The 14,548-nt window shown below is 39.7% G+C and carries 5 protein-coding genes, 1 tRNA gene and 1 pseudogene; 3 read left to right on the top strand and 4 right to left on the bottom strand.

Going from position 1 to position 14,548, the window contains the following annotated elements:
• Window positions 1–705: 705 nt before the first annotated feature.
• Together ACFI6L_RS19665 and ACFI6L_RS19660 are read left to right on the top strand one after the other, a co-directional pair.
• Window positions 706–924, top strand: a complete 219-nt coding sequence (locus ACFI6L_RS19665; RefSeq protein WP_462574647.1) for an MbcA/ParS/Xre antitoxin family protein — start codon at window positions 706–708, stop codon at window positions 922–924.
• A 632-nt stretch (window positions 925–1,556) separates the two neighbouring features.
• Window positions 1,557–4,604: a DEAD/DEAH box helicase gene (locus tag ACFI6L_RS19660; protein ID WP_462574646.1), complete on the top strand. Its 3,048-nt coding sequence runs from the start codon at window positions 1,557–1,559 to the stop codon at window positions 4,602–4,604.
• A gap of 323 nt (window positions 4,605–4,927) precedes the next feature.
• Here the strand turns inward: ACFI6L_RS19660 and ACFI6L_RS19655 are convergent, their stop codons facing one another.
• Window positions 4,928–10,039, bottom strand: coding sequence for a hypothetical protein (locus ACFI6L_RS19655; protein ID WP_462574645.1), 5,112 nt, complete (start codon window positions 10,037–10,039; stop codon window positions 4,928–4,930).
• Between the two features lie 122 nt (window positions 10,040–10,161).
• The gene (locus ACFI6L_RS19650; RefSeq protein WP_462574644.1) at window positions 10,162–10,320 is read right to left on the bottom strand and encodes a tyrosine-type recombinase/integrase; all 159 of its coding nucleotides are present in this window, start codon (window positions 10,318–10,320) and stop codon (window positions 10,162–10,164) included.
• A 1,171-nt stretch (window positions 10,321–11,491) separates the two neighbouring features.
• On the opposite strand from ACFI6L_RS19650, the pseudogene ACFI6L_RS19645 reads away from it, so the two are divergent.
• A pseudogene (locus ACFI6L_RS19645) lies at window positions 11,492–12,553 on the top strand (recombinase family protein); the annotation flags it as partial.
• A gap of 519 nt (window positions 12,554–13,072) precedes the next feature.
• Here ACFI6L_RS19645 and ACFI6L_RS19640 read toward each other — a convergent pair.
• Window positions 13,073–13,163, bottom strand: a tRNA-Ser gene (locus ACFI6L_RS19640).
• Window positions 13,164–13,285: 122 nt separating this feature from the next.
• On the bottom strand, window positions 13,286–14,341 hold the full coding sequence (gene nadA, locus ACFI6L_RS19635; RefSeq protein ID WP_014948872.1) for a quinolinate synthase NadA: 1,056 nt from the start codon (window positions 14,339–14,341) through the stop codon (window positions 13,286–13,288).
• Window positions 14,342–14,548: the final 207 nt, after the last annotated feature.

The following is a 14,548-nucleotide window of genomic DNA, read 5'->3' as shown; positions in this document are numbered from 1 at the left end:
ACCGGCCTAAAGCCGGTTCTTTGTATTTGGCGGGCCGAGTGGGACGAGTATGGGCACTGGACTATAGTCATCAAGCGCTAACCAAGTAAGCTGTATCTCGTCAATTTATTCATTTATATCAGTAAGATAAATCGAAGCATTTTAATATAATAACTAATAAAGCATTGATAGATATAGAACCATCTTAGGTTTAGGCTAAGCGAAACTAAGGCTTAGCCTCCTTACGTATAACAAAAGGCATTTTAGATAAATAATAAATAGCGTCACTATTCAAAGGCTGATCTGTACAGACGGAAGAAACATCATCAAACGGCTCATAAATTCTATTTGTATGTGCAAATTCCCATTCAAATGGCACAACTTGCCCAGAAAATGGCACGCCAAGTACTTTTAAGGTGGAACATAAAAACCATTATCATGAAACGATTACAATATAGAAGTGCCCACTGGAACCCATCAAATTATCCGCTTGAGGCAAATCATCAGATAAGTGAACAAGCGCCTATGAACAAAGTTCGCCAACTTAATATCTGTGACAGTAAATAAATATTGTTTACTGGCAGTTACCACTCCTTGCTAAACAATAAATGTCTACTAGCGGTAAACGGTTTGTGTTTACTGCATTCAATGCGGCTAACTCATTGAACAGAATACCTCTAGATTATCCGCTATACTTAAGCTACGCGTTCATTTAGGGACTGAGACATGTCAGCAGAATCAGAAAATGTAAAAATCACAGTCGAAAAATTGCAGCACGAGTTAAGGATTTTCTTCGGCAATGATGACGAAACCATGAACGATTGGCTCGACTTGCCCTTGCCAATTCTGAGTGGTGAATGTCCCCGAAATATGCTTGATACACCTGAGGGACGTCAGCGGCTATATCAAATACTAGAAGAAATGAAGTTTGGCGAAATGGCTTAAGGTAAATGACCATAAATTTAACCATTTCAGTTATAAGAATATGCTTGGAGCCCGTCAGAGCGGGAAGATAAAAAAAAGCCCCACCATCTAAGGGCGATGCGGTTGGATTCAATGCGGGAAAGTCCGATCACCGAGTATTGGTAACAACCATCACCACTGGACGCATGGAGGTCATAAAAAAGTCCCACCATCGAAGGGCGGGGCTTTGGATTCAAAAATGCTAGGATCGAATGCTCAACACTAGTAGTCGGCTTTGTACGTGATATGGTCTTTTAATACGCATTTACTTGTCCCGATTTCAACATTAGTTTTTGAATATCAGTGATTTTTCGAGCTATCGAGCGTGCATCCCGATAACGAATCTGCTAGTTTTCTTTATGCGTTGTGGATGACGATATTAAGTAAAGTTTTCTTCTTCGGTATATTTACAAGCTCACTCACTATCGACGAATGTGTTAAGCAATTATGGTTGCCTCAATGCTTGACAGATTTCTCTATCATTCTGACGCAGTCGTAGCATATTCTCTGATGGTTAATCTCTACACTACAGAAATTGGACTCTTTGTCCGTACAAAAACTGATGCCAAGGAGATGTTGCTTGCAAGTAAAATTAGAATAATAAGGAAGTTTTAGTGAATGTAAGTGGTTTCACAGTTAATCAGGATTTGTGGGCAAGTCTAAGATACTGTCAGCAACAAAGTATTAAAACGGTGCTAAGTTACCTAAAAAAGCCGCTAAATGAAAATGCCAACTCTTGCCTAATTAGCTTGCCAACAGGTGCTGGAAAGTCTGGGGTTATAAGTGTTTTATCTCATAAAGCAACACAAAAAAGAGTCTTAGTATTATGTCACAGGCGTGCTGTTCGTGATCAGCTCCTTAAAGAAATAAAAGGAAAGTTCTTTAGTGATCGTGTCGAAGGAGAGGTTATTCAGCTTAAGGCTGTTTATAGGGATGTGAACGATACATCAAAAAATGGCGTTTATGTTTCTACCTTCCAAAAATTGCAAACTTTTAAGAGCAGCGAACTTGAGCAGTTAAAGCAAAACATTGATCTAATTGTTATTGATGAGGGGCATTCAGAGCCTTCTCCTGTATGGAGTACACTAGTAAGAGGCACTAATGCGCATAAGGTAGTAATTACCGCGACACCTTATCGAAATGATTTATATCAGTTTGATGTTTCCGCAGAGGACAGTTATATATACACCTTTGAAAGAGCACTTGCTGATGGTGTTTTAAAAGAACCTTCCTTTGAGACAATTAATTTAGAGGAACTGAACGGACAAATAAGACAGTTTTTAGATACCAATGATGGTTCAAAGTGCATTATCAAATGTGAAAAATTTGAAGAAATTAATCGCTATTACAATCTGTTAAATGATGACTTTTCGGTATTAGCAGTACATGAGCAGTTTAGTAAAGATGAGCGAGATAATGTAAAAGTATCTGTGCCAGCAGACCTTAAAAATTCTGGTTACGAAGTGATCATTCATCAGCGTAAGCTCGATGAAGGTGTGGATATCCCCAACGCTAAGTTATTAGTATTAACTTATGTAGTTAACAGCGGAAGAGAGCTGGTTCAAACAGTCGGAAGAGTCGTGCGTTTACATGGAGATATCGAACCTAAGGTTTTGGAAGTTGAAAGCGACTCCAATAGCCAAATCTGGCAAAACTACAGAAAATTTGATCGTACGCTCGTTAGTGCGGGCTCTGTTAAAAAATTCATAGCATCATTAGACAGCAATAAGCTTATAGAACGTTACTTAGAAGCCTTTCCTGATGTGAGCTATTACGGCAACCGATTTGTAAGTAAGTTTGATCTTAATGCCTTTGATCCAGAACGTTCTCTGAATATCCCCACTGCGTCGATTTGCTTTTTAAATCAATTACCGGGCTTTAGCTCTCAGCTTTTTGTCGATCATTTGTATTGGCGCAGCAATGATTCGGGTGAACTCGGACGTGAGTTTTCTACAGATTCGGGAATACGTGGCGTAGTATCTATCGCGTTCAATAAATCACGGTTTTTAACTGACCAGTTTTTCTTCGAGCCTTCACTTGAAATTACCTTGCTTAAACAACTCTCGAACAATGTCGTGGCAATCTACGATAGCCGAGGCCGCAGGTTTAACGGAGACAAAGATCTAAAACTTGGTTCAGCGTTGTCTCAGGATAAATTACTGAGTGTAATGTCCTTGGGAACTTCAGCCTCTACAAAAGAAACGAGTAGTAAATCTATAAGCTCAGCTAGAAAGCGGCCTGAGAATATAGCGGTAAAAGGTCAAGCTTTAGAGCAAATGGCTAACATGCAAGCGAATGCATCTTACCGCTTGGCAACGATCAGATGTGATACCTATGACCAATACAATGCAAAACAAGGAAGTTACTACGTTGGAATGGATTCAGGTCGTATATCAGATCAAAAGGAATCGTCGTTCAGCTTGACTGATTTGAGTGATTGGCTTGACGGCATAGACGTCGTTATATCAGCGAATATAAACGTGCAAAATGCCTTGATACATTCATATGCTAAACCGATATCCATTGAAAATAACTTTGAAATACAGAGTTTGATATTCGATTTCACAGAATATGAGTCTCCAATACTTATCAGGGTAGATGAACAAGAACATAAAATCGACAACTCGTTCTTGTATTTGAGTTATCGCAATGGCGCTTTACTTATTGAAAACGTTGTTGAAAGCAAAATCATCGTTAATATTCGGCAAGACGAACCTTACTTAGAAGTAGCACCTGATGCAGAAATACTATATTCACTCAATGGTGAGGTTTATGAAGATATAACTGACATTCTGAACAAAAACTTACATAAAGCGTTGCTCTCCAATGGAATTGGCTTCTCACAAGGTAAGTTCTATCAATTAGCGCTACCTTTGGCTGAGACATTTGAACTCGGCACTTCCAACCTAGCTAACGTCGTTGTAGGGCTTACTTCCCTTAGAGGTGAGAATTTGGATGAGAAGGGATACGAAAATGGCGCTCACCAAATTATAAATGGGGGGTTTAGTACGAATTCTGTTTTCTATTTGGTAGATCAGCTAAAAGCTAATGGACTGCCTAACCCGACAAAAGGAGAATTGGGGCCATTCGCTCCATATATCCCCGAGGCTGATTTAATGATAAACACGGATATGGGAACAGAGCCAGCCGACTTCATTGTTTCTTCTAAAACTAAACTAGTTTTCATACATGTAAAGTGTGGTAACACGGAAAATCCAAGATCTTCGGCTGGCGCACTTGCAGAAGTCGGGTCTCAAGCCATAAAAAATATTGAAATGCTTATCAGTGGCGACGCCGATCTTAAGCCTTCAAATTGGGAACGACTTCATTTGCCTTGGCCTTCGCAAAACGCGGTTCAGAATATTCCTGAGAGAATTCGAATTGTAAACAGTACTAACTGGAATGCTCACGATGAGCAGGAAAGATTAGAAAAGCTGAATGAGTTATGGGATATAGTTGCAGATAGAAGACGCTCAACAGCCGTCAAAAAAGAGATATGGATTATTGCTGCAAATAGTTTTTCGGCAAACCATTTTGAACAGCAATTAAGATTAGGGTCAGAAGCAAATGGTGAAACGTTGCAGGCTTTTCAATTATTAAATAGTTGGTTAGCAACAGCCCACGACAATGATGTTGAGCTTAAAGTTTTTGTTTCACCTTAATTATAGATAGAGCTAAATATGTAGAGCAATCAGCTTACCATTTATAGTCAATACAATACCCGCTAATGACCAAATTCAGAAGCGGGAAATGACCTTGATGAAGGTCTGCTCCTTGTTTTTGCTGACGAACACATTGCGACTAACTATTTCCGCTATTCGCTCCAAGCTAACATAGGGCTAAACTGGATCATAGTCTCGTGCCCGCATATAAATTAGTACGAGCTAAGAACCAAAATAACCGCCAGTGTTATTTGCATCTAAAAAGTAGAGCTAGTTATTAACACGCCATGCCATTATTAAGTGTTGCGTTCTGACCAATATGGTCATTTTACTCTTCTTGAGCGAATTAAATGCTCTCTCAAATAATAAGCTCTAGCAGACCCTGTCTCTACAATGCCATTTAGTAAACCTAAACAGACTTCATACATTGCCCTACTCAAGGTCCCCCTATTATCTATTTGTAAATACCGACCTATTGTCATTTCCAAATAAAACGCAGTGTTCATCTGCTTAGAAATAAGTTGAGAATCATGAGAGAACTTTTGAGCCAGAATCTTAATACCTTCATCAAAAAATACGTTGTGAAAGTTATAAATTAAAGAAGCTAAAGCTTCGAATACATGACTATTACTAGCAGAGCGTTTTGCAAACCCAAGCAGGTAACATGCCCCCCTATTCATGTCTTTCTCTTCATTTTCGTGGCCCTGCCAAAGAGTGTCTGCATACATCATTCCTCGTAGCAACATATTGAGGTCACTTTGACGGCCTCTGTAACGTTCGTTAACGTCATTTAAAGCTATTTTATGTATTTCAGGTTCAAGTAGAGACCAAAGAGACCAAGTTGCTTCATAGTTTTCAATCTTCTCTACGGCAACATTGAAAGACAATACAAGTGAATAAATCAAGCTCGGTGCTAATGAGCAACCAGATATTAGTAATTCTTTAAAAGGTAAAAAGTCTTGGTTCCTTGAATGGATTATATGGTCCGTTAAACAATCTTTAATATGCTTTACAACGTCACGGTGAATTTGTTCATCATCACCTTGTCGGTGATCTGCGTACTCATTTTCGTAGACCATGTTCACTATGTTTTGCACAAGTTGAATGTGTTCGTCTTCAACTGGGCCTAGCGGAATCATCAACATCGGGAAGTGAAAAAACCACGAAGAATGACTTTGAACACTGATTTTGCTGACTGATTGATTGAGCTTACCTGCGATTAAATCTTCACGAAAAGAGTTAATTAAACTGTTCCAGTTCTCAAGTGCTAGTTTCAATTCTTCGTTTTGTAGATGGTAAAATCTTCTTTGCTGACTGTTCTCTCGTCTAAATTTAGCATACTCAACTGCACCTCGAACAAAATACGTTGCTAGATTTGAATCTCTTGTCCACAAGAATTCTCTAATCCCTTTAGCTAAATGTCGTCCAACTTCTATATTTTCATGTGTTAACGCGGTTGCCATTGCATATTTCAAGTTTGAAACTTGTTCAGGATCTAACTCCAAGTCAAACAATCTAGGAAGAACAAATGCACACGCTCCTGTACCATAGTAATCGGTCTTATCGTGGGCTGTTGTTCCATCGAGAATATGGGCATGCATGAATATTGATTCTAAGATTACGTCAAAGCACCATTCTTTTTCCTGCTCACATAGATCTTCAAGAGCATCGCGTACACAGGCTGCTGCAACGACAGTTATTGTGCCAATTGCCATGTCTGCAAAATTCCCAACCTCATTTTTTTGCAGAGATTGAAGCAACTCCTGTGCTGCTAACAGCGCACTGGAATAAGAATCAAAGTACTTATCTTCAAAAACTTGCTCTTCAAATATCTTCCTTCCCCATAAATTCAAGGTCGTAACACTATTATCGATTGCATGCTTCTTATTAAATTCCTGCTGCTCTTTCATTAAGTCTTCTGGTAGTTCTGATGAGCTTTGTAACAAGACCGTATTATTTTCTTTATCTTCGACAGCTTCCCAAGTTCTAGTATCGACGCGATGTACCATGAACCTGAGATTACTATTGTTATCAGAGTTAGCTTCAGCTATTAGCTCATCAAGTATTTCTAATGCGCACTCTCTATGCTCAGTATTTAGCTGTAGTCTTGCTAGTAGCGTTTCTAAGGACTCTTTTCTCCAGTCTCGTAGTGCAGCAGTCCTTCGCTCCTCAATGTACATTTTCGACATTACGTCTCTATCTAAGCCAAAAAAGTGAAGTTCGTTTCCTCCCATTTCACCCGTCATTCTTACAAGATCTAAATCAAATAGGCTGGAGGTTTTTAGTAGCGGATAGGCGGCCTTCCCAACTTTCTCTGGGAACCCAACAGCGATAGATGCAAGAACTGATGTTGGCATAACTGAGTTGCTAGATCGCAACAGGTAGTCAAAAAGCCACTCAATTTGATTGTTTTCGTCCGACTCTTTAATGTAATCAATTAGCCAATTCTCCAAAGCCATTAATGCACATTGAAGTAAATAGGGTAACGTGGACAACCCTCTATATCCTTTCCAAAGGTGATTAGAACAATATTGAGTAACATTTGAGCCGTCATTTAATGGAATAACTACTTTGTTTACCACCGCTTCATATGGATAAATGCTTTCCTGTTCGTTATCCATTGGGGCAGCAAAGTCAGACTCGGTATATTTTTGTGCGGTTATGTTGCACAGCTTTATAATGAAATCTAAACCTAGTCTAGGGTTAGACTGAAGAAGGTATTTGAATGGCCCCTTTGCGCCGCTTGCAGGAAAGAAGTCACGTTCTTGATCTAATCCAAAATGTTCTTCTAGTTCGATTCTACCGTAGGAGCTATATCCAAATTCATCCTCTTCTGGTTCTTCCAAGAGCCACTCATGTAAAGCAAGCTTAACTATGAAATCAGGATTACGCTTACACAGCATAGCTACGTCTGTCCCAACGAGAGCTAAGCTAGTTAGCTGCTCTACGTACCCAAGCCTTCTAGGAGAACGTTTTGAAATGAACACTTCTTTGTCCATTAAACTTTTAAATTCTCCATCAATTGAGGTTGAAGTTTTTAACAAAGCACTAAGTATTTTTTTTCTTTGCCCTTCTTTTTGGTACGAGTCTTTTACTTGCTCCAATAACCACAAGCTTAGTAGTCCAACACTACTCGAAGCTTCAGGTAGCTCCTCATATATATTTATCAGGCCACACCACTCATCTATAACTTCAACTAATTGAATCCGAGCGGCTTTGCTCAAGCTTTCCCTGACTTCATATACAAAATCAAATATAGCTTTCCATCCATTTCCAAATGGCTGTAAGAATAGAGCTTTCAGCATCCCTGATTTAACATCTTTAGCTAACAAACTGTTGTATTTGGGATTAGGTCTTTGGCAAGTAATTCTTAGAATGAAACAAAATCTAATCAACAAAGCACAATCTTCAGATAAGAGGTCAGATTTCAATGAATAAATAAAGCGCTCTGGTGAATGATGCTGCAATACCGCTGAGATTGCTTCATCTTTCCAGTAATTATCTACGGTAGAGGATTTGAGTAATTCTTCTATAAATTCATTAGTATTTTCTTCATACTTAAGCTTTCTGTATAACCACAAGCGAAATGCTCTACTTATTGCTGGCTCACTACCAATTCTGGATAAGAACTCAACTATATTGCCCGTATAAACCACATATTCGGACTCTATAAACTCTTCAAGCGCCCAGTCTTCAAGTACATCATGCATAGGACTGACGGTGGAAGTTCTAGTGTCCCGCAGAATCAAGTTATCTTCTTCTAGTTTCGCAACAACATCAGGTTCAAACTCGCTTACACGTACTCCAAACAACATTTTCTTAGCGCGTTCTTTTGCAATATTGATAAACGTCTGCTTTCGTTTTTCAGGCATACCAAACTTTCTATCAGCTTCCTTAGCAATTACCATTCGCCATACGGTTTCTCTGAAATCATTTTCGTTGTCGCCTGATGAAAACTCTGCGCCATTAACGATTGCCCTAACAGCAATATCCATGAAGAAAGGTACTTTAAGTAGTTCACCCATTGAACTATTTGAGACTAAGTTCTTTAGCTCAGGGATATGAGCGCATACTCTAAGAATTTGTTCTTCCGTAAACTCATCAATACTGACGCTGCTAAATTGAATAGCACTAGGTTGGAGGTAGGTAAATGTAATTTGTTGATATGCGTAATCGCGCCCTGTCGCAATTATAGTCCAGCCACTTTGCCTTTTTATATATTGGAGTAAGTCACTAAACGTATCAGGGTGGTTCAATTCTAGTACTTTTTCTAAAGATTCTATAACAAGGATTTTTTCTTTAAGTAGTGAAAAATGACCTTCAATTTGACCTAAAGAAGAGGTCATTCCAATCGAAGCGAAAACATCATTTAGGTGACTTTTATCTAAGTCTTCAGCACGCAAGTAAAAAACGGGGACATCAACGTTTTTTGTTAATATGAAGTCCTTAACTGCACCTGACTTACCAACCCCTCTTGCGCCAGTTACAAATAGGAAGTCAAACGAAGCATATGATCGAGAAATTTTTTCTGTTTGTTCGGGGCGCTCAACATGAACTCCTTGAATAGTGTTAGAAATTCCCTCAAAAATGTGCTCACTGCGCTCTTGGAGTTTCAAAAGATCGTTTTCAAAATCTATTTTAGGTGAATAGTTAAACAGCTCTTGAATTTCTTTTGGAATGCTATTTGAAGTTAAAATACCTGCATTTTGATTAAACTCTTGAACGCAAGTCACTAACTTGGATAACACTAATGAAGGCGACTCGTCTGAATAAAGACTTATTAACGAGCAAAGTAGGTTAGCAACTATTGAGTTCTGTGAATCCAAATCAAAAGACAGAATTTGAAACGATTTTAAAAAACCCCATAACTCATTATCTGTTACTTTACGCCCACCATTGGCATTAGCTAGCTGCTTTTTGAATACTTCTAGCCGTTGAAGCTTTGTTTTACTCGTAAAGCCTTCTGTATTGCATTTTTTCAAAAAGTCTTGAGAATTTGCCGAGTATTTAGCCCATTCCAAGAGCGGTAAAGTGTTATTGACATCGACTTTAGGTAAAGGCCCCGTTATCAAAGCAATAGAGTCTAACTCTACACTGAATGTATTTTTCTTAAAATCATGCCATGCACTTTTAATAACCTCAGCAAAAACTGACTTCTCGGATTCACTAAAAGATATTTCATGCTTGATCTGAGCAAAAAGGTGGCTGTTATTGCCTGAGATGTCCGACGCGACCAAAACGAAATCATCAGTTTCTACACCACCATACTTAGCTTGAAACCTAAGCTCCTTAGCCCTCATAAGTTTCGATAGGCATGGAATGCAAGACTTCGTAAAAAGTGAAAGTGCAAAAGCTGCTTGTACCCTAGTCTCGAAATTTACACCACCGCCGCCAGTTGAAAATGGATTACTCTGCTTTTTTAATTCCATGCTCACTTATAAACTCCCTGACGATTGCATTTATGCTTTCTAAAATTTAATTACCACAATATTAATTGAACAAATACTGCTTGTTAATAAATAGGTTTCAATCAGGGCCTCGAAGCTCAGCATTATGTTCAAAACAACCCGCTACCACCTTCAGCAGAAGGATGCGTTAATTCATAAACTACTGACAATTTCTTGCGACTCACATGAGTATATAGTTGAGTAGTAAGAATGCTGGCATGGCCCAGCATTTCTTGGATGTGGCGTAAATCAGCGCCATTATCTAACATCGAGCTTGTGGTGTTGTGGAGATACAAATGTCACGCACCAGTGCGGTCAAAACCAGCTAATTTCACGTACAGTGATGCCATATCAGACAACTTCTCCGGAACATAGCGTTTGCGATTGTTAGCCAGAAACAAAGCCTTTCCTGAGCCTATGAATCTAATCTTACCATGTAGAAAGCTAAACACTCACATCCTCGCAGGCTAATTGGCACCAAACGTTTTTTTACCCTTGCCGTGAACACGTACCAACCTGCTATTGTTGTCAATGTCATCAATATTCAACTTAACCAATTCATCACGTCTGATGCCAGTCGCAAAAAAGTTTCAAGCATAGCGCGGTCACGCAAGCTTTTGATGCCGAACGTTATCGGCTGGGTTCAAAGCAATGATTGGAATAACTGTGATAAATAAAAGTTGAAAAGCGCCCGCATTCTGATCTCCGGCCACAGAAAATATTTGCTCAACACTCTCGCAAAAAAGGTCGCCAATAGACTCCGACAAGTGAGCCCAGCCTTATTGATCGTCCATTTCTGGCGCTCTGCGGTCAGACGATGAGCTGTTTTCTCTCTAAACTAGAGATAGGCGACCTAACTCAGGGTCAATCATTCATCACTTGCAGTGTCGCCTAATGAGAGAATTGGTAACAAGATAGCCTAAGTCAGCACCTATAAACACAAATCCAATCCTATTTAAGATGCTATTAAAACAATTTCTTAAAAGAATAATTTAATCTTTTAAATACGCTTTTTATTTCTTTTTTATATATAAATTAATTAAAAAAATTATCTTTTTAAAGTTACTTATTTAAGATACTAAAAATTTCAAAAATATAGAGAGATATTAAAATATCTATTATTTTCAGTACTATAAAAAGATATCAGGAGGCTTGATGCCCGATTATTTTTTGGATTTGACAATTTAGCGGTTACTTATTATTCGTTCTCATATCGATTCGCTACCGGATAAGATAAAGATGAGAACCGCGAAAACAAAGAATACAACAGTTTCAATTAAGCCCCTCGATAAATCTGAAAACAAACGTGTAGTCAGAACCATCGCTAACATCATCGTGAACAAAATTACATCATCAGATCAAGCAAGGTTTCTTCTTAAAAAAGCGAGAAATACCGATCAAGAAGTTAGCTGTATAGCTAATTCAGAGAGGAAATGAAAAATGAAAGCCAAAGCAGCAATGTATATAAGGGTGAGTTCAAGTAGACAAGCTCAAGAGAGTGATAGCTTTGATGGGCAAAGACTGAGAATACAGGAGTACGCTGAAAAACATGGTTATCAAATCGTCGCAGAATATTGCGACACTGCATCTGGCTTTAAAGAAGACGTAACCCGTCCGGGTATGGAACAACTGATGAGTGACGTAGCATTCGATCGCTTCAGTTTTGAAGTAGTACTTGTTTACAAATTCTCAAGGTTTTCAAGAGTTGTGGATGATCAAGAGGCAAGAGTTAAATCTCTTTTAAAAAGTGGAATACGCCTGATATCGATAACGGAACCACTCCCTGAATCAGCAAGTATTGCTAAGATTTTGAGAGTTATTTTTGGTGTAATGAATGAAAACAATAGCGAACAAAACAGACAGATCGTTCGAGATAGGCTAGAAGAGACCGCAAAAAAAGGTTTCTATACCGGCGGGCGAGTACCGTATGGTTACAAATCAGTCGAAGTCATAGACCCTAATTCTACCAAGCGGAGGTTTAAACTAGCGATAAATGATGATGAAATTTCCGTTGTAAGAGAAATATTTTCTTTGGCTGAAATTGGTCTAAATGGAAAGCCTATGGGCGTGAAGGCAATAGCCGCGCACTTAAACGACCGTAGAACTAGATATAGAAACGGTAAGCCCTTTAACCGTAACATTATAAATCGAATGCTCAGAAATCCTTGTTATAAGGGAGAGTATAGATTCAAAAGCCATGCGGAAGGTCCTGAATCAGACGCAATCATCGTTCCTGTCCCCAAGGCAGTATCACCAGAGCATTTCGATACTATTCAAAATGGGCTCGAAGAAAGGCAACTTAAAAATAGGGACACGAAGAGAAAGCGTTCAGCGCACCTGCTAACCGGTATATTAAAATGCCCCTCGTGCCACGAGCCAATGAACTACATGAGAGCTAAAAGCGGTCGTTATCACTACTATCGCTGCGCTAAGCAAGTTAGAGAGAGCGCTAACGCATGCAATGAGTCAAACATAAGAGAGGAAGTCGCTGACACTATAGTTAAAAATGAGATTATCCCATTAATATTTAAACGCGACTTTATTCTTAGCGTATTGCAAGAGGTTCAGACTATTATCGCCGATATCAATAGAAAGAAAGGTCATAACAAATTACAACTCGATAAAAAAATTTCTGAGCGTAAAGCGCAACTTCACACACTCTATACAAGATTGACAGACGCAGAATTTGAAGTTGACGAATACTTTAATAGTTATAAAGAGTCATTAACGACAGAATTGCGAGCATTAGAAGCGTCATTGAATGAATACAATCAATTGAATACTCTCCCTTTCTGGAACTTTGGGGAAAGACAAGCTGACCAGTTTCTAAAGCTAATCGAGGAAGTCATAGTAAACGACTCGACAGAAACACTTAAGTGTTTGCTACTGTCAGTGATCGATGAAATAGTAATTCGAAAAGATGTTGTTACAGCAACCGGAAAGAGAATTGCTCTACTGAGTGAGGTCTCAAAAAAGCGAAAAGAGGGCCCTGAAAAACAGGTGCCCTCTTTCGGCACTATTTGGCGGAGAGAGAGGGATTCGAACCCTCGATACGCTATAAACGTATACACACTTTCCAGGCGTGCGCCTTCAGCCACTCAGCCATCTCTCCAAATTTTGTATCAAGAAGATTTCAACGACGAAAACCCTTGAGCGCGCGTATAGTAGGTAAAGCCGCGCGCTTAATCAAGAACTTGCTGGAAAATATTCAGCAAGTGCTTATAAAACGTGCGCTTATAGCCCGCCCTTCGCTTTTAACTCGGCTGAGAAGTTAAGCATGCGATCGAGTGGAATAAGTGCACCTTTACGCAATTCATCATCAACAAAGATTTCATGCCCATCAGTTTCGCCCGTTAAAGACGCCTTAATCGCTTCTAAGCCGTTCATTGCCATCCAAGGGCAGTGAGCACAGCTTTTACACGTAGCGCCGTTACCGCCCGTTGGAGCCTCTATAAACGTCTTCTCTGGAGTAAGTTGTTGCATCTTGTAAAAGATGCCTTTATCGGTAGCAACAATAAAGGTGTCGTTATCCATGGTTTGCGAGGCTTTTATCAATTGACTGGTTGAGCCAACTGCATCTGCCATCTCTACCACGCTTGCGGGTGATTCAGGGTGAACCAGTATCGCGGCATTTGGATACAGTGCTTTCATGTCTGCTAGTTTCTGTGCAGAGAACTCGTCGTGAACGATACACTCGCCCTGCCACATTAGCATGTCGGCACCCGTTTGCTTGGCAATGTACGAGCCTAAGTGTCGGTCAGGGCCCCAAATGATTTTCTTGCCCTGGCTGTCTAAGTGCTCAACGATTTCAAGCGCGATGCTCGACGTTACTACCCAGTCGGCGCGTGCTTTTACTGCCGCTGATGTATTCGCGTAAACCACGACGGTGTGGTCAGGGTGCTGATCACAGAATTCGCTAAACTCTTTTACCGGGCAACCAATATCAAGCGAACACGTTGCTTCAAGTGTTGGCATTAGTACGGTTTTTTCAGGGCTAAGAATTTTTGCCGTTTCACCCATGAAGCGAACGCCAGCAACAATTAAGGTTTGTTCTTGTGCATCTCTACCGAAACGCGCCATTTCCAATGAGTCTGCCACGCAGCCACCAGTCTCTTCAGCGAGTGCCTGAATTTCATGGTCGGTGTAATAGTGTGCGACAAGCACAGCGTTACGGGCTTTAAGTAAAGCTTTGATCTCAGCCTTTAATTCAGCTTTACGTGCTTCTGACAATGGCTGTGGTTTTGCTGGGAACGGGTACTCTACCTGATCCACTCGAAATGCTACTGACATTAACCTACATCTCTGTTGCGACAAGGGTGCGGATTATACCCAACTGTCATAAAAATTACACACTACCTAATCAACATAAGGGTAATTAAATAGTCGTAGTTATGCTTACCTGTTCTACTACATGGGGTTAGGTAAACCAGATCAAAGTGCAAATGAGACGAGTAGCGTTTTAAAACGCAATAAGCATTGGTGTTTTGTACTGAGGAG

The sequence above is a fragment of the Alteromonas sp. G4i35 genome, from assembly GCF_054960375.1.
This window is presented reverse-complemented; position numbering and strand designations above follow the sequence as displayed.